Origin of the sequence: Micromonospora sp. RL09-050-HVF-A, assembly GCF_019374995.1 — a bacterium.
GTDB lineage: Bacteria > Actinomycetota > Actinomycetes > Mycobacteriales > Micromonosporaceae > Micromonospora > Micromonospora antibiotica.
This window is the reverse complement of the sequence record NZ_JAGKQP010000002.1, coordinates 6,275,628-6,298,746: the sequence shown is the minus strand read 5'-3', so window position 1 is coordinate 6,298,746 and position 23,119 is coordinate 6,275,628. Positions and strand designations below refer to the sequence as shown.

Genomic DNA, 23,119 nt, shown 5'->3' with positions numbered 1-23,119 from the left:
CCTCCTCGTGCCGGCCGCTCAGCCGGCGGTGGTGTCCCCCACGCCGCGGTCGCGGCCCATGCTGGCCCGGATCTCGTCCAGCCGGGCAGCGGCGGCCGGGTCGGCCGTCGGGGCGGCCGGCTGGGCCAGCTGCTGCACCGCCGGCTGCTCCTGCCGGCCACCGAGCTGGTCACCGGCCATGCTGGCCCGGATCTGCTCCAGCCGGGAAGAACCGGCGCTGTCCAGGGTCGACTTCTGGATCTCCAACATCCGCCCCTCGACGGAGTTGCCGGCCAGCTCGGCACGGCCCATCGCGTTGGCGTAGCGGCGCTCGATGCGGTCGCGCACCTCGTCCAGCGAGGGGGTGTTGGTCGGCGCGGTCATCGAGGACATCGACTCCAGCGAACGGGCCACGCTCTCCTGCATCTTGGCCTGTTCGAGCTGGCTGAGCAGCTTGGTCCGTTCGGCGAGCTTCTGCTGGAGGATCATGGAGTTGTTCTCGACCGCGCGCCGGGCCTGGGCGGCGGCACCGAGCGCCTGGTCGTGCAGGGTCTTGAGGTCCTCGGTGGCCTGCTCGGCCGAGACCAGCTGGGTGGCGAGCACCTGGGCGGACTGCTCGTAGCGACCGGCCTCGACCTCGTCGCCCTTGGCCCGGGACTGGTCGGCGAGGACCAGTGCCTGCCGGGCGTTGCCCTGGAGCCGCTCGACCTCGGTCATCTGCCGGGAGAGCTTCATCTCCAGCTGCCGCTGGTTGCCGATCACCGCCGCCGCCTGCTGGACCAGCGCCTGGTGTTGACGCTGCGCGTCCTCGATGGCCTGCTGGATCTGCACCTTGGGATCGGCGTGCTCGTCGATCTTGGCACCGAAGAGCGCCATCAGGTACTTCCAGCCCTTGACGAACGGGTTCGCCATCTCCGCGGTATCCCCTCAGTAGCGTCGCTGCGCCCCGGCCACACCGGGGCCGGACGGGCCGCACGGAGCGCCCCATCGTCGCAGCCCGACGCCAACAGGGTCGTTCGGGCTGCGGGAGTGCTCCGGCGACCTGCGATCAACACTACGCGGCGTCGGCCACCCCGGCCACGGGACCGGACGGGGGTCAGGCGGCGCAGACCACGTCACGGTCGCTGGGACGGACCCGGGAGCTACGCAGGGTGGCCTTCAGCGGGGAGTCCTGGCGGACCGAGACGGCGACCGCGCCGTCGGTGGTCACCTGACGCACGCCCCGGCCGGTGGCCTTGCGCACACTCCCGGCGGCGGCCGGGTCGTCCTGCACCGGCATGAGCACGCCCGGCAACTGCTCGGCGAGCGCGACGGTGTCGCTCACCTCGCGCAACAACTCGGACAGGCGGGCACCGAGCGCGTCACAGATGGCGGCGAGCAGCTCGCTTGAGGGTTCCTTCTGGCCGCGCTCGATCTCGGACAGGTAACCGAGGCTGACGTTGGCGGCGGTGGAGACCTCGCGCAGGGTGCGGTGCTGACCCTGGCGGCGCGCCCGAAGTGCGTCACCGATCACCCGGCGTAGCAGGACCATCGCACCTCCCCCTGACGGGATTCACTCTCCGGGCGGATGGTCGCCCGCGCCGGACGCGGTGGACCGCGCCGCCGCCGACGCCGTACGCCGGAGCCTTCCCGCAACCGTACCCGTTGGTGGGCCCGGCGACATCCCACCCCGGCTGTCGGATCTGGACAAGGCTGGTCAGCGACGACCCGCGCCGGCCGGGGGGACGGTGGCCGTCGGCCCGGTGCGCGGGCCCGGCCCGGCTTCCGGGAAGGCCCGGTGGATCCGCGCCGCCACCAGGCGTAACGCCTCGATCACCGTGGCCGCCCGGATGTGCTCCCGCCCCCCGTCGAGGTCCAGCCGACGGACCACCGGGCCACCCGGGCCGGCCACCGCGACATAGACCAGGCCGACCGGTCTGCCGTCCTGCGGCTCGGGACCGGCCACCCCGGTGGTGGCCAACCCCCAGTCGGTGGCGCAGCGCCGCCGACCCCCCTCGGCCAGGGCGATGGCCACGTCCGGATCGACCGGCCCGCGTTCGGCCAGCAACTCCTCGGGTACGTCGGCCAACTCCGCCTTCAACTGCGTGGCGTACGTCACCAGTCCACCCCGGTAGACGGCGCTGGCTCCGGCGACGTCCACGATCGCGGCGGCCAGCAGCCCGCCGGTCAGGGACTCGACGGTGGCCAGGGTCTGCTGCCGCTCACGCAGGCTGTGCACCACACCCGCCGCAGGGCTGCCCACCGGTTGCTCGTGCTTCGCATCGGTCCCCATGCCGTCCTCCTTCCCCGAGGTCATCCCGCTACTCATGCTCTCCCGCCTGATCATCGCTGCCGGTGCCGGTGCCGGTGCCCGTGCCGACGGCCCGCCTGGGTGGGCGGGTCGGCCGGGGCTGGCGGGGCAGCCGGACGGGCAGGTCCGCCGAGGCTGGCGGGTCCGCCGGGGTGGGCAGGTCCGCCGGGGTGGGCAGGCCAGCCGGGGCCGGCGGGTCAGCCGGAACCGGGCGGGTCACCCGGTGAGGCCGGCGGGCCACCCGGTGAGGCCGGCGGGCCACCCGGGATCGGGCAGGTCAGCCGGTGAGGCCGGCGGGCCACCCGGGACCGGGCAGGTCAGCCGGTGAGGCCGGCGTCCCGGGCCAGCAGGGCGGCCTGGACCCGGTCGGCGACGCCGAGCTTGGCGAAGACCGCCGAGAGCTGGTTGCGGACCGTCTTCTCGCTCAGCCCGAAGTGCCGGGCGATCCGGGCGTTGGTGTCACCGGCGGCCAGCCGGCGCAGGATGTCCCGTTCCCGGGGGGTGAGCCGGTCGAACGGGGGCGGCAGCTCGACCGGCTGGCGGCGCAGGCTGGTCAGCACCTGTGGGCCGATCCGGGGGCCGAGGACGAGCCCGCCGCCGGCCACCGTACGCAGCGCGTCGACGATCACGTCCGGGTCGGTGTCCTTGAGCACGTAACCCCGGGCACCGGCCCGCAGCGACCGGCTGACCACGTCCTCGTCGTCGGACATGGTCACCATCAGCACCCGGGTCTCCGGTCGGGCCTGCACGATCCGGCGGGTCGCCTCCACGCCGTCGCCGTCGGGCAGCGCCACGTCCATCGCGACCACCCCCACCGGCTCGGTCAGCGCGATGCTGACCGCCTCGGCACAGGTGGCCGCCTCCACGACGCCGTCGACCCAGGTCTCGCCCTCCAGCATGGTGCGCAGGCCACGGCGGACCACCGGGTGGTCGTCCACGACCAGCACCCGCACCGCCCCGCCACGAGCCCCGTCTCCCGTCACTGCCCTCCCCCTCCCGCCGAGCCTTCCTCCCCCCGACCCCCACCCGCCCCGCCCCGCTCCGGATCCGGCCCGCTCGCGGTGATCAAGAGGTTCGCGTCATCCTCCGGGCGAATTCTGACGCAAACCTCTTGATCACCGGGGGCAGGCGGGGTGGGGGTGGGCGGGGCGGGGGCGGGTGGGGTGGGGGCGGGGCGGGTGGGGCGGGGGGTGGGAGGGGGAGGCGGACCCGGACCAGGGTGCCGTGCGGGGACCGGTCGACGAACTCGCAGTCGCCGCCCAGTTCGGCGGCCCGTTCCCGGATCGAGTCCAGGCCCACCCCGCCGGGGCGGCGGGCGACGATACCGGTGCCGTCGTCGGACACCTCGACGACCAGCCCCCGGCCCCGGCGCACCACCACGTCGCAGCAGGTCGCCCCGGCGTGCCGGGCCGTGTTGGCCAGCGCCTCACCGACGATCCGGTACGCCGCCACCTCGACGGCGGCCGGCAACCGGTGCAGGGCGTCGGCGACACTCAGCCGGACCGTCAGCGTCGGACCGTCGAAGCGCTGGCACTCGGCCCGCAGCGCCGACTCCAACCCCCGGTCCAGGGCGGCCGGACGGAGCTGGTCGACCAGTTGGCGTACCTCGCTGGTGCAGGTGAGCAGGTCGTCGGCGAGCCCGTCGAGGATGCGGGTCAGCCGGTCCTGGTCGGCGGTGGCGAGTTTGCGGGCCGCGCGTACCTGCATGGACATGCCGGCGAAGGTCGGACCGAGGCCGTCGTGCAGGTCCCGACGCAGCCGACGGCGTTCCTCCTCCCGGGCCGTCACCAGGCGCTCCCGGGAGTCCCGCAGGTCACGGATCAGCCGGGCGGTCGCGGCGGCCACCGAGGCGTGCATCGCGACGTCACTGAGCAGCCGCCGCTCGACCGGGGTGAACCGGGTACCGGCTGCCCGGCGGGCCACCACCAGCCGCCCCACCCACTCCCCGTGGGTCACCATGTCGAAGCGTTCCAGGGCGGTGGTGGCCTGGCCGTGCGCGGCGTGCACCCGGCCGGGCCGCCCGTCGTCGGCGTGCTCCCCGCCGAGTTCCACCGCCACGTACGGCACCTGGAGCGAACGGGCGATGGTGCCGGTCAGCAGCGGCAGCACCGCCTCCGGCTGGACCGTCCGCTCCAGCAGGTCACCGAGGCGGGCCAGCACCGCGTACGGCTCGTCGCGGTCGCCGTAGAGCAGCCGGTTCACCCCACGCTGCACCCGGTGCCGCAGCGGCTCGAAGGTCACCGCGATCAGGCCGGTGGCCACCAGGGACGCGTTCGAGGTGTCCCCGCGCAGCACGAGGTCCCGCAGCAGCGCGACGACCCCGACGAAGGCGGCGATCACCAGCAGGCTCATCACCAGCCAGACCAGGGTCCGGTTGATCACCTGTTCCAGCCCGTAGAGCCGGTGACGCAGCACCGCCAGGGTCATCGCGCCCGGGATCGCGATCACCATCAGCACCCACGCGCCGGAGAGGTTGAGCCAGTCCAGCAGGAAGCCGAGCAGGAACAGCGCACCGGCGGCCAGCAGGCAGGCCAACTGCTGACGGGCCTCGCCGACGGCCCGCCGCCAGCGCCGGGCGAGCCCCACCAGCACGGCGGCCACCAGCAGCAACTCGACCGCGACGGTCAGCAGGGCGACCCGGACCAGCAGCCGCGCGGTCGGGTCGGCGGCCGTCGTGGCGGACAACAGCAGGCCCCGGGGGTCGCTGGTGGCGGCCACCGCCAGCGCCACAGCCACCACCACCGTGGTGACCACCAGCCCGACCGCGACCGGCCGGAATCCCCGGCCCGGCAGCCGGCCGTCCGGGAAGACCAGCAGGGCCAGGAAGATCAGGCCGTACGGCGGCCACCAGAGCCACTGCCCCAGCCAGGCCAGCGGGGTGACAGCGGGCCAGCTCAACGCCAGCACCGCCGCCCCGGCGACGAGTCCGGCGGCAAGCATCAGCCGGCCCACCGGGTGACCGGGCAGCCCGGCGAGCACCAACCCGCCGAGCGCGGTGAACGCGACCGCGATCGTGCCGGTCAGCGCCGCCGGCCCGAGCGCCGCCGGCTGCGGATACCACCACTGCCCGGCCAGGACGAGCCCGGCGACGACCAGGCCCGCCCCGGCCAGGACCCGGCGGGACGGGGACAGCGCGGCGATCGGCGACGGCACGGCAGGCCCTCCGGGGGTTGGTCGTCGGTGGTGGGATCGGGTGGGTCAGTCGGCCCAACCGGCGGCGTGCATGGCGTTGTGCAGCCAGTTGCCGGAGTCGTGTTCGAGGTGTTCCGGCAGGGCCCCGATGATCTCGGACAGGTCCGGGTCGTCGAGGCGGGGCAGCTCGGACAGCGCCCGCTCCAGCGAGATCCGGGAGCGGACGAGCACGTCCGGGTGGTCGTGGACGTACTGCGTCACGTGCGCGACCACCGTGGCCAACCGGTTCCGGACGGCCTCCGGCTCCGCCGGGCCGGTGCCGGCCTGCAACTCCTCCAGCCGCCAGTCGGCGGAGAAGACCGGGTGCAGCCGTCGGCCGGTGACGTCGAAGAACTCGACCGCCCCGGCGAGCTTCTCGCCGAGGTCGGCGGTCGACAGCAGGTCGGCCAGGTTCTGGTAGACGTGGCAGAACGTGTCGTTGGTGGCGATCAACAGGATCCGTCGGTCGTCGCCAGCGCTCAGCGTCATGATCACTCCTTGGATGCCGGTGCGTGGACGGCGGGGCGGGTCTCCCGGCACCCGCCCCGCCGCAGCGTAGGTGGTCGACCGTCCACAGTGGCACCGCCGGGTGGACCGGCGGTCGTCGGTGAACGGTCGAACCATCGTCATCCAGGGGTCGTCCCGCCGGCCCGGGACGAATGTCCCGGGCCGGCGGGACCGATCGGCGGCACCCGACCACGTCGCACCCGACGGGCCGGCACTGCGACCCGTCGTCAGAAGGTCGCCGACGATCTGTGGGCCGCGGACGCGGAGGCGATCGGGCCACGGCGGTGTCCCGACCGGGGAGGGTCCCGGTCCCGGCGGGACCCTCCCCGGTCGGGCGTCCGTGGGCGGTCAGCCCGCCGGATGCATGCTCACCGTGGTCGCCCGGGTCATGTCGGTCGCCGCGGTCACCTCCGGCAGCCCCTCGGTGTGCCCGCCGGAACGCACCCGGGACGACCAGTGGTCGTACCGCTGGCCGAGCTGGCCGACCCGGACGAACGCCGCGCTGGCCAGGCAGGCGCTCAGCGGGTCACGCGGCTTGTCCGGCACGCTGGCCTGGACGCAGCCGGCACCGTACTGGCCCTGGTCACGCAGCGGGTCGAAGCCCGACCGCTCCCCGTCGCACGGGTTCCAGTCGAACGTCTGGACGCAGTCGGCGTAGTTGGCCACCGCCTGCGCCATCGCGTTGCGCAGGTGCTGGTGGGCCGACTGGTCGGCGTCACTACGCGGACGGCTGTAGTCGGCGGGCAACCCGTTGCCCCCGAAGAGCAAGCCGGCGAGGCTGTCGTCGAGTTCCAGCGCGGTGCCCCAGCCCAGCTCGGTGTACGCCTGCAACAGCCGCAGCGCGTCCGCGACCGCCTTGCCCTTCTGCCAGAGCACCCGGGACACCTCCCAGGTGTCGCTGCTCGGCGGGTTCGGCCCGGTGCCGGCCCGCATCACCCGGTAGAAGTACTTCTGTCGGCCGGACAGCATCGCGGCGGCCTTGCTGCGGGCGGACGTCGCCTGGGTGGCGACGACCGGGATCGCCGCCGACTCGAACGCCGGCTTGTACGTCCCCGCCCACCGGTCGGTGAGGTACTTGTTCTCGTCGTAGCAGTAGCCCTGCGGGATCGGGGACCGGACGTCCCACGAGCAGAACGTGCCGATGGGGAACACGCGGGTGGCGGTCTGCACCTCCTGCCAGTCCCCGCCGGCCCACTTCACCCGCGACCGCAGGGTGATCTGGAGGTCGCCGGTGGTGGTCTGGAACCGGGGCCCCTCGTGCTCCTCCACGTTGACGAAGTTCGCGTCGTAGCAGGTGGAGAACTCCGGGGCGTGCCCCGGCGGCATGGCGTGGCGGGCCAGGTGGAACGCGTTGGGCAGGTTGCTGCGGCGTACCGTCGACGGGATCGGCCGGCCGACCCGGCTCGCGCTGCACCCGCCGATCGACTCGGCCTCGGGAATCCGGTTCGCGGCCGGGATTTCCTGGTCCGGGCTGCCCCACATGTCGTGCACCGGCAGGGTGTCGCTGCCGTTCCAGACCACCGCCTTGCGCACGTTCTCCACCTGGGCGTTCCAGCCGGCGACCGCGGTGCGGTAGTCGGCCATCAGCGCGGTGAACAACGGGTTGGTGCCGCCGTCGGCGGTCGGCTGGCTGAACTGCCGCACCCGCTCGTTGATGGTCCGGCCGGTCTCGGCGACGGCGTCGCCCCGCCCGGCGGCCACCTGGGCGGCGAACTGCGGGTTCTCCAGTTGCAGGATGTTGTAGACCCGGGCGGCGGTGGTCCAGGCGGCGGCGTTGGCGACCGGGCCGACGGTCCAGGTGCCACCGACCCGGTTACGCGCCCACTGGCCGAGGTAGTTGATCGAACCGGCGGGCAGGTGGGTGTCGAGCACGCTGACCGGGTCGGCGAGGCTGGTCCCGGCCGGCGCGGTGAAGGTGCCCTCGTCGGAGGCGTTGACGGTGGCGAAGGTGAAGGTCGGCGACTCGGCCTTCGGGTAGTAGGTGCCCAGGTAGTCCGGGATCGGCTGCCCGGTGATCTCCTTGTGGTGCACGTACGTGGTGATCACCTGGTTGAGCTGGCTCTTGGCGATGTTCTCCAGGGCCACGTGGGTGGCGAGCGCCATCGAGTCGACCTTGCGTTCGATGGTCTGCAACTGGGTGGCGATCCGGCCCAGGTTGGCGCGTACCTCGTCGAGGCCCTTGGTGAGCGCGTCGAGCTGGGCGACCAGCCCGGCGTACATCTCCTTGAGCGCCGACTCGATCCGGTCGAACCGCTTGTCGATGCCCTTGGCGAGCCGGTCGATCTGCTGGCGCAGCTTGCCGATCTCCGCCTGGATCGCGGCGTTCGGGTCACCGCCCCCGGCGAACAGGCCGATCAGGCTCACCGCCGCGCCGAGCAGGTTGCCGGTCAGCACCGCCGTGCCCATCGCCGTCGCGGCCATGGTCAGCCCCTGCCCGAGCACCGTCGTCACGTACGTGTTGATCGCGGTCACCGAGGTCACCACGGCCTTGCCGATGGTCTCCAGCTGCTTGCCGAACTTCTTGTCGACGAAGCCGACCAGGGTGGACAGCACCGTGACGGTGGACCCGAGCCCTTCGAAGATCTTGCGGTTCGACTCGGTCTTCGCCTTCTCCGCGTCGACCACCGCCTGGCTCGGCTTCGGGTCCTGGTTGAGCGGGTACGTGTTGGCGTAGCCGACCACCTCGGTGATCCGGTTGTTGCCGTCGGCGTCGAGCACCTTCAGCGTCGCGTACGCCCGCTCCTGCACCAGCGCCTTGAAGGCGGTCGGGTCACCGCGGACGTCGCGGATCGCGGACAGCGGCACGTAGTAGCCGAGGGTGCCGGTGTTGCCGTCGGCGCGCGGCTCGTGGATCCGGGCGGCCAGCAACCCGTCGACCGGGGTACGCACCCCGGTGCCGGTCCGTCCCGCGAAGGCGCTGTCCCAGCCGGTGGCCAGCGCGTCGTCGGTGGCGGCCCGCCGGTGCAGCTCCCGCCAGGTGTCCTGGACCAGGTCCCGGGAGCGGGCGTTCCACGCCGCGTCCTGGTAGCCGCCCCGGACCAGGTTCAACGCGTCCGGCACCACGTTCGCGCCTTCCGCGCCGACCGTGCTGGCCAGGAAGGCCCGCACCGCCGGGCCGGTGGTCACCGCGCCGGTGGACTCGCCGAGCCGGGCCAGCACCGCCATCGCCACCGCGAACCGGGACCGGTCCTCGGCCCGCGCGTCGCTGACCGCCGCGTCGGCGACCGCCCGAATGGCGGCCACGTGCCCGGCCACCTGCGTCGCGTCGGCACCCGGCTGGCCGGTACGCCAGTCGAGTAGCTCAGCGGTGAGCAGCGCGTCCTTCAGGCCGACGGCCCCGGCGTCGCGTAGTTGCACGACGGCCCCGAACAGCGCCCCGTGCACCGCCTGCTCGTCGAACGGCACCGGGTCGGCGGCGCGGGCCGGACTCTGGTGCATGGTGACCGCCAGCACCGCCGTCAGGCCGGCCGCCCACAGCCGGCGGCTGCGCCACCCGCCGCCCGGGGACCGTCCCCGGGCATGTCTCGTCGCTGTCCGCACCGCTGCTCCTCCCGCCACCGGGCGCAACCCCGCCCGCCGTCGCCGGGCGTCGACCCGGTCGGGCCGACGCCGCACCGGGCCACTGAGGCCGGTGCGGTGCCGACTCTGCTGGGCGGGGCGTCCCGGGCGGCAGGGACAGCCGTCCCGCCGCCCCGGGATTGCGGCGCGGGGCCGGGAGCCGACGCGGAGGGCCGCCCGGGATCGACGCCGGCTACGCGCGGGCTGCGCGGTGCGGGCTGCGGGGCCGGGAAGTCCCGGTCAGGGGCGGGGACGGCGCAGGCGCAGGGCCTGGGCGACGTAGTCGAAGCCGGTGACCACGGTGACCAGCACGGCGGCGGCCATGATCCAGGGGCCGACGGCGACCAGGGCGGCCGGCATCGGCCACAGGTACCAGGCGATGGCCAGGATCTGCAGCGCCGTCTTGAGCTTGCCGCCCCGGCTGGCGGCGATCACGCCGTGCCGGATCACCCAGAACCGCAGCCCGGTGATGCCCAACTCACGGACGAGGATCAGCACCGTCACCCACCAGGGCAACCGGTCGTAGACGGACAGCAGCACCAGGGCCGCGCCGGTGAGCGCCTTGTCGGCGATCGGATCGGCCACCTTGCCGACCGAGGTGACCAGACCGAACCGGCGGGCGATCCAGCCGTCCACCAGGTCGGTCATCGAGGCGAACGCGAAGATCAGGCAGGCGGCGATCCGCCACCCGGTGTGGGTCATCCCGGCGGCGACCACCGACGCGGCGAAGACGGGCACCAGCACCAACCGCAGCAGGGTCAGCCCGTTGGCCGCGTTGAGCACCGGCACCCGGGCCACCGGCGGCGCGGACTCCGCCGCCCCGGTCACCGCCGCGCCCCGCTCCGGCCGTCGAGGCCCACCTGGCACCGCCCCACCTGGCTCCCCCGCTCCGTCCGGGCCCACCGTCACCGTTCCGCGCCGGGCGCCGCCGAGATCATCTCATCCGGTACGGCCACCAGGTCGACGCCCTCGGTCGCGGTGACCGTGGCCCGCACCAGGTCACCGGGGCGCAACGCGGCCAGGTCGACGCCGCCACCGACCGGGGCGACCAGGGTGGTCGAGCCGTCGACCTCGGGGGCCTGGTGCGCCGCCCGCCCCTCCACCACGCCGTCGTCGACGGTGTCGACAAGCACCTCGACCGTGCTGCCGAGCCGCTCCTCGGCCCGCTGCGAGCACAGCTCGTCGGCGAGCGCGGCCAGCCGGTCGTAGCGGCGCTTGACGGTGGCGGCGGAGAGCTTGCCGGGCAGCCCGGCGGCCTCGGTGCCGTCCTCGTCGCTGTAGTCGAACACGCCGATCGCGTCGAGCCGCGCGTCGGTCAGGAACCGGACCAGCTCGGCCACGTCCTGCTTGGTCTCGCCGGGGAACCCGACGATGAAGTTGCTCCGCGCACCCGCCTCGGGGGCGAGGGCACGGGCGCCGGCCAGCAGCTCCAGGAACCGGTCGGTGGAGCCGAACCGGCGCATCCGGCGCAGCACCGGCTCGCTGGAGTGCTGGAACGACAGGTCGAAGTAGGGGGCCACGCCGGGGGTGGTGGCGATCGCCTCGACCAGGCCGGGACGGGTCTCGGCGGGCTGGAGGTAGCTGGCCCGCACCCGGACGATGCCGTCGATCGCGGCGAGCTGCGGCAGCAGCTTCTCCAGCGCCCGCGGGTCACCCAGGTCCTTGCCGTACGACGTCGAGTTCTCGCTGACCAGCACCAGCTCACGGACGCCGGTCTTGGCCAGCCACTCCGCCTCGGCGAGCAGCTCGTCGGGGGTACGCGAGACGAACGCGCCCCGGAACGCGGGGATCGCGCAGAACGCGCACCGCCGGTCGCAGCCGCTGGCCAGCTTCAGCGAGGCCACCGGGCCGGTGTCGAGCCGGCGGCGCAGCACCTGCCGCAGGTGCGCGGGGGTGTGCGCGTCGGTCTCCGGCGCGACCCGGGTGGGGGTGCCGTGGCCGGGCAGCGACACCGCCGACTCCCGCCGGGCGACCGGGGTGAGCGGCAGCAGTTCGCGCCGGTCCCGGGGGGTGTGCGCGCCGATCGCCTCGCCGGCGAGCACCGAGTCGAGCCGGGCGGCGATGTCCGGGTAGTCGTCGAAGCTGAGCACCGCCTGCGCCTCGGGGAGGCTGTCGGCCAACTCCCGGCCGTACCGCTCGGCCATGCAGCCGGCGGCGACCACCTTGGCCCCGGTGTCGGCGGCGGCGAGCAGGGTCTGGATCGAGTCCTGCTTGGCCTTCTCCACGAACCCGCAGGTGTTGACGACCACCACGTCGGCACCCTCGCCGTCGGTGGTGACCTGCCAGCCGTCGGCGTGCAGCCGGGCGGCCAGCTCCTCCGAGTCGACCTCGTTGCGGGCGCAGCCCAGGGTCAGCAGCGCGACCCGTCGGCCGTCGGCGGACGGCTGCGCCAGGTCGCGGCGGGGCGTCGGGCCGGCGTTGTCAGGCGTGGGGGTGGCAGACACCATCCGAGGGTACCGGGCGCGGGAGCGGGCCCGACCGACGGCGGCGTGCGGTGTAGGCCGGTTCACCCCGCCGCCCGGCCCATCGTTGATCAAATGACGAAAATGCGCACGACACGCCGGGAACACTCGCCAAAATTGCAATCCGATCATGGTGCACCCGCCCGCCGCAGCCGACACACCGGCGGTCAGACCGTCGTCGCGCTCACCCGGACCAGCCGGTCCAGCAGGGCGACCTCGGTGCCGGCCAGGCCGGTGGAGCAGAACACCGACACCTGGTCCGCGCCGGTCCGGCCGGGGACCGCCCCGGCCAGCACCGCCCCCAGGTCACGCAACCGTCCCGGGTACGGCCCGACGGCGGTCAACATCGGCGGGTCGTACGCCGCCGCCTGGGCTGGCGAGTCGGTGACCAGCACGTCGGCGGCGTCGAGCAGGTCGGTGCCGAACTCGTGCCGGTGCACCTGCTTGAAGCCGACGGTGTTGACGTGGGTGCCCGGGGCGAGGTCGATGGCCGCCAGCACCGGGGTGACGCTGGTGGTGGCGAGCACCACCACGTCCCGGTCGCGGACCGCCTCGGCGGCCGAGCCGACGGCGCGGGCGGGGATCCCCAGTTCGGCGCGGACCCGGGCGGCGAACGCCTCGCGGCGGGCCGCCGAGCGGCTGTGCACGGTCACCTCGCGCAGGGGCCGGACGGCGGCGGTCGCCCACACCTGCGTCCACGCCTGCCCGCCGGAGCCGATCACGCCCAGGGTGGTGGCGTCCGGGCGGGCCAGGGCGTCGACCGCCACCGCGCCCAGCCCGCCGGTACGCCGGGAGCCGAGTTCCGCGCCGACGGCGATGGCCCGGACCGCCCCCGTCCGGGCGTCGTGCAGCACCACCAGCTGCTCGCCGGCCGGGTGGCCGAGGGTGTCGTAGGAGCGGAAGCCGTACCACTCGTCGGTGAGCTGCCCGGCGGTGAGCACCATCCGCCCGCCGGCCAGCGGTGCGGACGCCCGGGGTGGGGCGACGAGCCGGCCGGCGTGGGCGGCCAGCAGGGCGTCCCGCATCGCCGCGACGGTGGTCGGCGCGTCCAGGGTGGCGGCGACCTGCCGGTCGTCGAAGAGCAGCGTCATGTTCCCATGCTGCAACCTCAAGCTGACTTCAACTCAAGGTGTGGTGGGGAGGATCACCCCACCCCGTCGGCCGGCGGTGCTAGCGTCGGTCGTGGTGGCCGCGTGGGCAGGTCGGTGCCGCGGCTCCTACCGGCCCGCAGCCACCCCGGACGAGTCGTGGGCGTACCCGGTCAGGCCAAGACGCCCCGTGACCAACCGACTCGTCCCGGCCGGTCCGGGACCCGCACCCCCGAGGTGATGCCCGATGGCCTGGATCGTGCTGGTGCTCTCCGGACTCCTGGAGACCGCGTGGGCGGTCTCCCTCGACCGCAGCGCCGGATTCACCCGACCGCTCCCCTCGGCCGTCTTCGCGGTCACCCTGGTCGCCAGCATGGCCGGCCTGGCGTACGCGCTGCGCGACATCCCCGTCGGCACCGGCTACGCGGTCTGGGTCGGCATCGGGGCCGTCGGCACCGCACTGGTCGGCATGGTGGCCCTCGGCGAGTCGACGAGCCTGCCCCGACTGCTCAGCCTGCTGCTGGTGGTGGCCGGCGTGGTCGGCCTCAAGCTCTTCCACTGAGCCGCCCCACGCCCGCGGCCGGGCCGGCTGCCGGTGGACGGCCGGTCCCGGCTGCCGAGCCCGCTCCCCGGGACCGGCCGACGGGTCAGGGCCGGCTCGCGTGCCGCAACAACCGGAGTTGGCCGACCTCGGCGACGTTCTTCATCAGCTCGGCGTTCACCCAGGCAATCATGTGGGCCACGGTGTACGCGGGGTCGTCCCGCCACGGGAACGACGCGGTCGCATCGAGGTCGACGTCGCTGAGCTGGTCGAACACCGCCAACCATGCGGTACGGAGGTCACCCAGCCACGCCACCGTCCGGTCCCGGTCACCGGGCCAACCGATCTCGTCACGTTCCCGCGGCCTGCGCCCCCGCGCATGGTCGGCAGCGACCGTCCACCACCAGCCGATGTGCCAGGTGATCCACCCGATCGTCGGGACCGGGACCGGGTCGGGCTCGACGTCCGCCCAGTCCGGCGTCCATCCGCCGTCGGCATCCGGGCGCATCGTCCAGCAGTACGGCACGGGTTCCCAGAGCAGGTCCGCCGCCTCCAGGCGCTCCAGGTGGTACTCGAACAGGGACCAGGTCAGATCGAACTGCGACCGCAACAGGTCACGACGGGATGCCGGCACCGGGTGATGCTGCCACACCGGCCGGCCGGATCGACCGGAATTTCCGCGCCGGCACCACAGCGGGCCGGGTGGGATATCGCCGCCGGGTGCGTAGTTTCCGTCCGGTGTGGGTAGTGATCGATCACCACAGCACTCATGTTCCCGACCACGGAGGACGTCATGGCCGACACCCACGCACCCGCCCGCCCGCGTACCAACGCCGCCCGCATCTGCACCATCCTGGCGTTCGTCTTCGCCGTCGTCGCGTTGCTGATCGCCCCGGTCATCTTCGGTGTCATCGGCCTGGTGCTCGGCATCGTCGGTGCGGTGCTCGGCGACAAGCCGCTGGGCTGGTACGCCGCCGCCGCTAACGTGGTGGCCATCATCCTCAGCCTGGTGATCGTCAGCGCCATGATGAACAGCTGACTGACGCCTTCCCGCGAACGGGCCCGCCGGCATCCCGGCGGGCCCGTCGCACGTCCACGGTCCATCGCACGGCGACGGTCCGTCCACGCCCACGAACCGTCGCACGCTCACGGTCACGGTCCGTTGCGGACCCGACCGGTGGGACCGTCGCACCGACCGGCCCCGCGCAGGTCAGTCCACGTCGCCGCGCAGGCCGTCGAGGACCTCTTCCAACTCGTCCGGCTTGACCAGCACGTCGCGGGCCTTGGAGCCCTCGGACGGGCCGACCACCCCCCGGGTCTCCATCAGGTCCATCAGCCGACCCGCCTTGGCGAAGCCCACCCGCAGCTTGCGCTGGAGCATCGAGGTCGAGCCGAACTGCGAGGTCACCACCAGCTCGACCGCCTGCACCAGCAGGTCCAGGTCGTCGCCGATGTCCTCGTCGATCTTCTTCTTGCTCTCCTGCGCCGGGGCCAGCACGTCGGAGCGGAACTCCGGCTCCCGCTGGTCCTTGCAGAACTTCACCACGTCGGCGATCTCGCGCTCGGTCACCCAGGCGCCCTGGATGCGGACCGGCTTGGACGCGCCCATCGGCAGGAACAGCCCGTCGCCCCGGCCGAGCAGCTTCTCCGCGCCCGGCTGGTCGAGGATGACCCGGGAGTCGGCAAGCGACGAGGTGGCGAACGCCAGCCGGGACGGCACGTTCGCCTTGATCAGACCGGTCACCACGTCGACGCTCGGCCGCTGGGTGGCCAGCACCAGGTGGATGCCGGCGGCGCGGGCCAGCTGGGTGATCCGGACGACCGAGTCCTCCACGTCGCGCGGGGCGACCATCATCAGGTCGGCCAGCTCGTCCACGATCACCAGCAGGTACGGGTACGGCCGCATCTCCCGCTCGCTGCCCGGCGGGGCCTTGATCTCGCCGTTGCGTACCTTGCGGTTGAAGTCGTCGACGTGCCGGACCCCGTTGGCGGCCAGGTCGTCGTAGCGCATGTCCATCTCGCGGACGACCCACTCCAGCGAGTCGGCAGCCTTCTTGGGGTTGGTCACGATCGGGGTGACCAGGTGCGGGATGCCCTCGTACCCGGTCATCTCGACCCGCTTCGGGTCGATCAGCAGCAGCCGCACCTCGTCCGGCGTGGCCCGGGTCAGAATGGACACCAACAATGTATTAAGACAACTGGATTTCCCGGCTCCGGTGGCCCCCGCGATCAGGATGTGCGGCATCTTCGCGAGGTTGGCCACCACGAAGCCACCCTCGATGTCCTTGCCGAGGGCGACCACCATCGGGTGGTGGTCGCTGGTGGCGGCCCGGGAGCGCAGCACGTCACCGAGGGCGACGTTCTCCGGGTCGGTGTTGGGGATCTCCACCCCGACCGCGCTCTTGCCCGGGATGGGGCTGAGGATCCGCACGTCGGGCGACTTCACCGCGTACGCGATGTTGCGGGAAAGCTGGGTGATCCGCTCGACCTTGACCCCGTGGCCCAGCTCGACCTCGTAACGGGTGACGGTCGGGCCCCGGGTGAAGCCGGTGACCTCGGCGTCCACCCCGAACTGGTCGAAGACGCCGGTCAGCGCGGCGATCACCTCGTCGTTGGCCTTGCTGCGGGTCTTCGGGGCCGCGCCACCGGTGAGCATGTTGGCCGGCGGCAGCACATAGTCGCCGGCCAGCCCGGTCAGCGCGAGCTGCTCGGCCCGGGTGGGCGGGGCGGAGTGCTCCGGCGGCTCCACCGGCTTGCGGCTGGCCGGCACCCGGCTCGCCGGCCGGCGGGGCAGCACGATCGTCTCCTGGAGGTCCACCTCCGGGCCGACGTCGGCGAAGTCGTCCGGGTCTACCGGCGGTGGGGCGGCCTTGCGGGCCGGCCGGCGGCGGGCCGGCTTCGGGGCGACCGCCGTCTCCTGCTCCTCGTCCTCCGCCGGGGCGTCGGGCGGGGCGACCAGCGTGCCGGCGAGCAGACCGAGCCGCTCCGGGATCTTGTTGATCGGGGTGGCGGTGACCACCAGCAGGCCGAAGACGAGCAGCAGGATCAGCAGCGGCATGGCCACCCACGCGGTGACCCCCCGCTCCAGCAGGTCGCCGACCCCGGCGCCGACCAGGCCACCGGCGTAGTCGCGCTGCACCGGGTCGACCGGATTCTGTCCGATGTGCAGCATCGCCGCCGTGGCGACCAGCATGGAACCCCAGCCGATCAGGCCACGCCCCCGGTGCTCCGGGTCCACCGGGGTACGCATCAGCCGCCACGCGCCGATCATCAGCAGCACCGGCACCACCACCGCGATCGCGCCCAGGAACAGGCGCACGGTGTCGGCCAGGCGCGCACCGAACGGGCCTGCGCCGGAAAACCAGATCGCCACCGCGCTGAGGATGGCCAGGCCGAACAGCAGCAGCCCGGCACCGTCACGGCGGTGCTCCGGGTCCAGCTCCCGGGCCGAGGCCGCCTGCCGACCGGCGGCCCGGAACCCCCACCCGACCCCGTGCGCCAGACCCATCCACAGTGCCCCGACGGCACGACCCAGGTAGGCCGCCGGAGCGGGCCGGGGGCCGGGCGCCGTCGCGCCGTCGCCCGGGTGGTCTTCTTCGCCGGCTGACGGGCACGACTGTTCGTGGTACCGCGCGGCGACGCGCCGCGTCGCCGACTCGCCTGAGAGGTACGGCCCGCCATAGAGTCACCGTAACGGCGTTACCCGGCAGACCGCCGCTTTTCCGGGTCGTGTCCGCGCGTCGCAGCGCGTACCACGCCCGCAGACGTGTTATTCGCCTCAGAAGGGATGCCCGATGGCGTCGCCTGCTTTCGCGGACCGTCCGGACCCGCTGGCGGGTCACCCGCAGGCCCTGCGTCCGCTGACCGCCGACCTGGTCGCCGCCGTGCTGGCCCACCGGGGGTACGCCGTGGTCACCGACGACGACGGGGAGCTGGTGGGCCGCTGGGACGACAGCCTGATCTGGTTCCTGCGCCGGGGCACCCTCGACGAACTGCTCCAGATCCGCACCGTGACGGCACCTACCTTCGGCATCGACCACGTGCCGGCGCTCTACACGTTCTGCAACACGTGGAACCACGACCAGTTCTGGCCCAAGGCGTTCGTGCACGTCGGCGACGACGGCCGGGCCCAGGTCTGCGGTGAGGTGGTCACCGACCTGGAACGGGGGGTCACCCCGCACCAGCTCGACCAGTTGCTCGACTGCGGCATCACCGCCGGCTGCCGGCTCGCCGCCGCCGTCGGCCTGCTGCCCGGGGGGACGCCCGGATGACCGCCGGGTTCCGCCCCGGGGCGGACCGGCCACCCGCCCGCCGCGATCCCGCCCTGGCGTCCGCGCTCGCCGGGGCCGCGGATCTGCCCGACGGCGAGGCCCGGCTGGCCGAACTCGACCGGATCGCCGCCCGCGCCGACGCGCTCGGCGACCCGCACTCCGCCCTGGACGCCCGGTTCGCGCTGGTGGCGGCCTACCTGCGGCACGGCGGGCGGTGGCGGATCATCGAGCCGGTACGCCGCCTGCTGGCCGCCGTCGACGGCTCCCCCGACCTGCTCGACGGCCGGCCCGGCGACGCGGAGCTGCTGCGGCGGCACCTGCGGCAGGCGGTGGAGGCGGCGATCGGCACCCCCCGGATCGGGCTGGACCAGGCGCAGTCGTTCCTCGACGCGCTGGCCCGGCGGGTCGGCGAGGACGCGGGTGTGGTCGCCCAGCTGCGCTGCCGGCTCGCCGACCACCGCGGCGACGAGCCGACCGCCCGCCAGTGGTACGAGCGGTGGACGGCCGCCGAGGCGGACCCGGAGGCCGGTTGCCCCGGCTGCCTGCTGGTACGCCGCGCCGACCTGCTCGCCGGTTGGGGCGACGACCGGGCCGCACTGGACACGCTGCGCCCCGCGCTCGACGGTGGGGTCGACTGCACCGACCAGCCGGAACGGGCCCTCGCGGTGGGGCTGCTGCCGTGGCTGCGCACCGGGGCGACCGCACGGGCCGCGACGGCGCACCTGCGGGCGTACCGGCGGCACCGGCGGGAGCGGGCGGCGTTGCCGTACCTGGCCGCGCAGTTGCGGTTCTGCGCGTTGGCCGGGCACCCGGACCGGGCCCTGGACATCCTCGCCGAGCAGTTGCCCCGGCTGGACCACCCCTACGACGACCTGTCGGCGATGGAGTTCGCCGCCGCCGGGGCGCTGGTCTGCGCGCTCGCCGTCGAGGCCGGCCGGGACGGTCGACGGGTACGCCGTCCCGGCCACGGCGACCGGCCCGCCGCCGAGCTGGACGTGGCGACCCTCGGCACCGACCTGTCCGCCGAGGCGACCCGGTTGGCGGGCAGCTTCGACGCCCGCAACGGCACCGGCCACCACGCCGGCCGGATCGCCGCCTGGCTGGCCGGACGACCGACCGGTGACCCGGTGCCCCTGCCCGAGCCGGACGGCGTCGACGAACCCGACGACGAACCGTTCCTGCCCTCGGCCGAGGAGCCCGCCCCGCTGAGCCTGACGCAGCTCACCGCCGTGCTGGACGTCCGGGGCGACGTGTACGCGGTGGACGCCGCAGGCGTGGTGGTGGGCCGCTGGGACGAGGCGGTGGTGCAGTTCCGCCTGTTGGGCGGGCACGGGGAGATCCTGCACGCCCGGGTGGTGGCGGCCCGGCGGCTGGCGGCGGGACGGCTCGCCGAGGCGTACGAGTTCTGCAACGCCTGGAACCACGACCGGCTGCTGCCGAAGGCGTACGTGCACGAGCTGCCCGGCGGTGAGCTGGTGCTGGCCGGCGACGTCACCACCGACCTGGCGCACGGGGTGGCCCCGACGCAGCTCGGCATCCTGGTCGACGCGGCGGTGAGCACCGGCGTCGCGTACGCCAGGGCCGTCGCCGCCCTGCCCTGACCCGCCCGGCGCCGAACAGCCCAGCCCCCGAACAGCCCAGCGCCGTGCCGCCGCCCGGGCGGCCCGGACGCGGCGCGACCCCCGACCACCGGGCGGTGGGGGTCGGGGGTCGCGGTACCGGAGGCCCCGGCGCAGCCTGTCGACAGCGGCAGGGGGCGGGGCGCGGCGGGTGGTGCGGTCAGCGCGCCGACCCGGCGGTCCGCGCCCGCATCCGGGTGGTGGTCTGCGGCTGCGCGTCCTGCCGGCCGTCGGCGGTCACCAGGGTCAGGTTGTTGCGCTCCAGGATCTCGTTGACCGGCTGGAAGAAGGTGACCCCGCCGACGGTGCAGTCACCGGAACCGCCGGAGGTGACGCCCTGCGCCTGGTCGCCGGAGATCCACGAACCGCCGGAGTCACCCGGTTCGGCGCACACGTCGGTGCGGGTCAGCCCGGTGACCGTCCCCTCCGGATAGTTCACGGTGGCGTTGCGGGCCTGGACGACACCGCAGCGGGCCCCCGTGGTGGAGCCGGAACGGCAGATCGACGCGCCGGCCGGCATCTCGGTGGAACCGTTGACCGGCACCACGCCGCCGTTGAAGTCGTTGACCACCCCCTGCGGGGTCCACTGGCCGTTCGTGCGCACGACCGCCCAGTCGTCCCCGGGGAACGACGACGCCGCGAAGACGCCCTGCTGGGCCTGGTTGAAGCCGGTCGTCCGGTCGCCGACCCGCCCACAGTGCCCGGCGGTGACGAAGCCGCCCACCACCGAGAAACCGATCGAGCATCGGCCCACGTCGTTGATGAAGAACGGGTCCCCGCCGACCAGGTCGAACAGTGGACGCGGCTGCTCCCGTGAGGTGGTGATCCGGACCGCCCCGGCCGGGGCCCCGCTGCCCGCCGCCCACCGGCGGGCCCGCGACTCGGCACCCGGCTGGGCGAGCACCACCACGGAGTTGGTGGCGACGTCGACGTACCAGCCGGTGATCGCCGGGGACGCCTGCCGACCCACCGAGTCGAGCCGGCTCTTGGCCGCGTCCAGCTCGGTGACCGCGCGGTCCACCGGCTTGGGCACCGCACCGGCGGCCCGGACCCGCTGCGCCTGCGCCGGGTCGGCGACCGCCACGTTGAGGGTGGAGCCGTCGTCGCTGAGCCACGCCCCGCCGTAGTCGTTGCCGAGGGCGGCCCGCAGCCGGGCCAACCGCCCGGTGGCCTGCTGCTCGGCGGTCAACCGCCGGACCGCCTGGTCCCGGCTGATCCGCAGGTCACGGCTGAGCGCGTCCACCACCTCCGGAGCCACCCCGCCGGTGGCCTTCGGGCCGGTCCCACCGGCGTTCGGCGTGCCCTGGTCCCCGGCGAACGACGGCAGGGTGACCGCCGCCGTCAGTCCCGCTGCCGCCAGCACGACGCCGATCGCTGTCATCCGTCTGCGGTCCATCCGTCATGCTCCTCCCGGCCGACGCGGGGTACGCCCGCCGCGATGGGGTACGGAAACGGGTACCGCCCGGATGAGCCGATCCACACTTATCGACGGAACGTGTCCATTCCGTCACGCAGTCGGGCGTCCTGGCTACCCCTGACAGGGTGTGGTTGGCCGGGTGGCCGCCGCCAATACTGGGAGTCATGCAGGCATCAGGACAGCTCGGCGAGTTCCTCCGCTCGCGCCGCTCCCGGCTCAGCCCCGAGGAAGCCGGGGTGGTCACCTACGGCGGACGGCGACGGGTCCCGGGGCTGCGCCGGGAGGAGCTCGCCCTGCTGGCCGGGGTCAGCGCCTCCTACTACGCCCGGTTGGAGCAGGGCCTGGCCACCAACGCCTCCCCCGAGGTGCTGGACGCGCTCAGCCGGGCCCTGCGCCTCGACGACGCCGAACGCCGCCACCTGTCCGGGCTGGCCGCCGGTGGCCGCCGCCCGGTCACCCGCCGGCCGCCGCCGGAGCGGGTCGATCCGACCGTGCGGCAACTGGTCGCCGCACTCGGCGACGTACCCGTGCTGGTGCTCGGCCGTCGCCTCGACGTGCTGGCCTGGAACGTCGCCGGGCACGCCCTCTTCGCCGGGCACCTGGAGCCGGCGGCGGTGGACCGGCCGGACCGGCGGCCGAACATGGCGCGGCTGATCTTCCTCGACGCGCACACCCGTGACCTGTACGTCGACTGGCCGGCCAAGGCACGAGCCGTGGTGGCGACCCTGCGGGCGACCTCCGGGCAGCACCCGGCGGACCCGTTGCTCGCCGCGCTGGTCGGCGAGCTGGCGGTACGCAGCCCCGAGTTCGCCGCCGCGTGGGCCGACCACCGGGTCAAGGCCGGCGGCCACGCCGGCTACGAGATGCGACACCCGGTGGTGGGCGTGCTGGCCGTCACCCAGCAGACCCTGCGGACCGAGGACGACCAGGTGCTGGTCGTCGCCACCACCGCGCCGGGCTCCCCGTCCCAGGCGGCGATGACGCTGCTCGTGCACACGGCGGTCACCGGCCGGGCCGCCGACCGGCAGCCGTTGCCCGCGCCCGGCTGACCCCGCGCCCCACCCGGGCAGCAGAGCGGCTCTGCTGCCCCACCCGCACCGGCGGGCCGGCGTGAGCCGGCCGGTCGACGCTGCGCCGACACCGCGAGACGAGGGCACCTGACCAGGTGCCGGACCGTCCGCGCCCGAAACCGGGCCCACTCCCGGGCCCCTCACCAGAAGGACGAACCATGCGCAGAAGAATCCTCACCCTCGCGGTGGCCGCCGCGGCGGCCGGCGCCCTGGCCGTACCGTCGGCGGTCCCGGCGTCGGCGGGCGTCCCGGCCTCCGCCGTCACCCCGGCCCGGTCGGCCCCGGCGGCACGGATCGCGGTCCACTTCGACCTGACGCGGGGGCAACTGCCGGAGAACATCACCCTGGGCCCCGACGGCACGGCCTACCTCACGTTCGCGGCGGCCCGGCAGGTCGCCGCCGTCGACCCGGCCGGCCGGACCCGGGTGCTGGCCACCCTGGCCGCGCCGGCCGACGGCGGCGTCGCCACCCCCGTGCTCGGTTTCGCCCTGACCAGCGGCATCGTCCGCACCGACGACGGCACGATCTATGTCCTGTACGCCAGCGGCGACGCCGCCAGCACGGGTCTGTACCGGATTCCGCCGGGTCAGACGCCCCGGCGGATCGCCGCGCTACCGGCCGACGGGCTGCCGAACGGGCTGGCGCTCGACCCGACGAGCCGGACGTTCTACGTCACCGACTCGGTGCGCGGCACCATCTCGACCGTCCCGCTGGCCGGTGGTCCCGCCCGGGTCTGGTCGTCGGCGTCCGCGCTCGCCCCGACCGGTTTCCTCGGCGTCAACGGCGTCAAGGTCCGGGGTGGCGCGGTCTGGGCGACCAACCTGGACCAGGGCACCCTGCTGCGGATTCCGCTGCGGGCGGGCCGGCCGGGTGCCGTCGAGGTCAGGGCGACCGGGCTGGTCGGCATCGACGACTTCGCCTTCGCCCCCGACGGCCGGGTCGTCGCCGCCCTCAACGGGCCCAACACGGTGGTCGGCATCGACCACGACGGGCGGACCCGGACCCTGCTGACCGGTGCAGACGGGCTCCAGAACCCGACCTCGGTGGCCGTACGCGGGCACACGGTCCTGGTGGCCAGCGCCGCCTACGTCACCGCGACCGACCCCAACCTGATCGTGGCCACCCTGCGCCACCGCTGAGCCCACC

18 protein-coding genes, 1 pseudogene and 1 riboswitch are annotated in these 23,119 nt (G+C 74.2%); of the genes and pseudogenes, 6 read left to right on the top strand and 13 right to left on the bottom strand.

Annotation, left to right across the window (positions count from 1 at the left end):
- Positions 1-18 precede the first annotated feature (18 nt).
- The 10 genes from J7462_RS27950 to J7462_RS27905 all read right to left on the bottom strand — a co-directional run bounded on the left by J7462_RS27950 (position 19) and on the right by J7462_RS27905 (position 13,058).
- Positions 19-891 (bottom strand): PspA/IM30 family protein, encoded by an 873-nt coding sequence (locus J7462_RS27950; protein ID WP_219468535.1) that lies wholly within the window; start codon positions 889-891, stop codon positions 19-21.
- Positions 892-1,075: 184 nt separating this feature from the next.
- Entirely contained in the window at positions 1,076-1,510 is a 435-nt protein-coding gene (locus J7462_RS27945; protein ID WP_208569339.1) for a helix-turn-helix domain-containing protein, read from the bottom strand.
- A 165-nt stretch (positions 1,511-1,675) separates the two neighbouring features.
- Entirely contained in the window at positions 1,676-2,251 is a 576-nt protein-coding gene (locus J7462_RS27940) for a CinA family protein (protein ID WP_219468530.1), read from the bottom strand.
- Positions 2,252-2,586: 335 nt separating this feature from the next.
- Entirely contained in the window at positions 2,587-3,252 is a 666-nt protein-coding gene (locus J7462_RS27935; RefSeq protein WP_219468528.1) for a response regulator transcription factor, read from the bottom strand.
- Positions 3,253-3,334: 82 nt separating this feature from the next.
- Positions 3,335-5,422, bottom strand: a complete 2,088-nt coding sequence (locus tag J7462_RS27930; RefSeq protein ID WP_308291056.1) for a histidine kinase — start codon at positions 5,420-5,422, stop codon at positions 3,335-3,337.
- Between the two features lie 45 nt (positions 5,423-5,467).
- Positions 5,468-5,929: a hypothetical protein gene (locus J7462_RS27925; protein ID WP_219468526.1), complete on the bottom strand. Its 462-nt coding sequence runs from the start codon at positions 5,927-5,929 to the stop codon at positions 5,468-5,470.
- Positions 5,930-6,295: 366 nt separating this feature from the next.
- A complete protein-coding gene (locus J7462_RS27920) occupies positions 6,296-9,487 on the bottom strand; it encodes a hypothetical protein (RefSeq protein ID WP_219468523.1) in 3,192 nt (1,063 codons plus the stop codon).
- A gap of 258 nt (positions 9,488-9,745) precedes the next feature.
- On the bottom strand, positions 9,746-10,333 hold the full coding sequence (gene pgsA / locus J7462_RS27915) for a CDP-diacylglycerol--glycerol-3-phosphate 3-phosphatidyltransferase (protein WP_219470779.1): 588 nt from the start codon (positions 10,331-10,333) through the stop codon (positions 9,746-9,748).
- Between the two features lie 77 nt (positions 10,334-10,410).
- Positions 10,411-11,952 carry a 30S ribosomal protein S12 methylthiotransferase RimO gene (gene rimO / locus J7462_RS27910; protein WP_255597929.1) on the bottom strand — a complete coding sequence of 514 codons (1,542 nt, stop codon included), beginning with the start codon at positions 11,950-11,952 and terminating at the stop codon, positions 10,411-10,413.
- A gap of 182 nt (positions 11,953-12,134) precedes the next feature.
- Positions 12,135-13,058 carry an ornithine cyclodeaminase family protein gene (locus J7462_RS27905; RefSeq protein ID WP_219468521.1) on the bottom strand — a complete coding sequence of 308 codons (924 nt, stop codon included), beginning with the start codon at positions 13,056-13,058 and terminating at the stop codon, positions 12,135-12,137.
- A gap of 126 nt (positions 13,059-13,184) precedes the next feature.
- A riboswitch (guanidine-III (ykkC-III) riboswitch) is annotated at positions 13,185-13,248 on the top strand.
- A gap of 54 nt (positions 13,249-13,302) precedes the next feature.
- Here J7462_RS27905 and J7462_RS27900 point away from each other — a divergent pair.
- Positions 13,303-13,617, top strand: a complete 315-nt coding sequence (locus tag J7462_RS27900) for a multidrug efflux SMR transporter (RefSeq protein WP_219468518.1) — start codon at positions 13,303-13,305, stop codon at positions 13,615-13,617.
- 85 nt (positions 13,618-13,702) lie between these two features.
- Here J7462_RS27900 and J7462_RS27895 read toward each other — a convergent pair whose 3' ends face one another.
- Positions 13,703-14,230, bottom strand: a complete 528-nt coding sequence (locus tag J7462_RS27895; RefSeq protein ID WP_219468516.1) for a DinB family protein — start codon at positions 14,228-14,230, stop codon at positions 13,703-13,705.
- Between the two features lie 159 nt (positions 14,231-14,389).
- Between J7462_RS27895 and J7462_RS27890 the strand changes: the two genes are divergently transcribed.
- The gene (locus tag J7462_RS27890; RefSeq protein WP_208569332.1) at positions 14,390-14,635 is read left to right on the top strand and encodes a hypothetical protein; all 246 of its coding nucleotides are present in this window, start codon (positions 14,390-14,392) and stop codon (positions 14,633-14,635) included.
- Positions 14,636-14,806: 171 nt separating this feature from the next.
- Here the strand turns inward: J7462_RS27890 and J7462_RS27885 are convergent.
- A pseudogene (locus J7462_RS27885) lies at positions 14,807-17,277 on the bottom strand (DNA translocase FtsK 4TM domain-containing protein).
- A gap of 113 nt (positions 17,278-17,390) precedes the next feature.
- Between J7462_RS27885 and J7462_RS27880 the strand changes: the two are divergent.
- Both J7462_RS27880 and J7462_RS27875 read left to right on the top strand, forming a co-directional pair.
- Entirely contained in the window at positions 17,391-17,867 is a 477-nt protein-coding gene (locus tag J7462_RS27880) for a YbjN domain-containing protein (RefSeq protein WP_219468512.1), read from the top strand.
- Positions 17,864-19,468 (top strand): YbjN domain-containing protein, encoded by a 1,605-nt coding sequence (locus J7462_RS27875; RefSeq protein ID WP_219468508.1) that lies wholly within the window; start codon positions 17,864-17,866, stop codon positions 19,466-19,468. The genes J7462_RS27880 and J7462_RS27875 overlap by 4 nt, the downstream gene beginning before the upstream one ends.
- 178 nt (positions 19,469-19,646) lie before the next feature.
- On the opposite strand, the gene J7462_RS27870 is transcribed toward J7462_RS27875, so the two are convergent.
- Entirely contained in the window at positions 19,647-20,882 is a 1,236-nt protein-coding gene (locus tag J7462_RS27870; protein ID WP_219468506.1) for a S1 family peptidase, read from the bottom strand.
- A gap of 185 nt (positions 20,883-21,067) precedes the next feature.
- On the opposite strand from J7462_RS27870, the gene J7462_RS27865 reads away from it, so the two are divergent.
- Together J7462_RS27865 and J7462_RS27860 are read left to right on the top strand one after the other, a co-directional pair.
- Entirely contained in the window at positions 21,068-21,952 is an 885-nt protein-coding gene (locus tag J7462_RS27865) for a helix-turn-helix domain-containing protein (protein WP_219468503.1), read from the top strand.
- A 179-nt stretch (positions 21,953-22,131) separates the two neighbouring features.
- The gene (locus J7462_RS27860; RefSeq protein ID WP_219468500.1) at positions 22,132-23,112 is read left to right on the top strand and encodes an SMP-30/gluconolactonase/LRE family protein; all 981 of its coding nucleotides are present in this window, start codon (positions 22,132-22,134) and stop codon (positions 23,110-23,112) included.
- Positions 23,113-23,119: the final 7 nt, after the last annotated feature.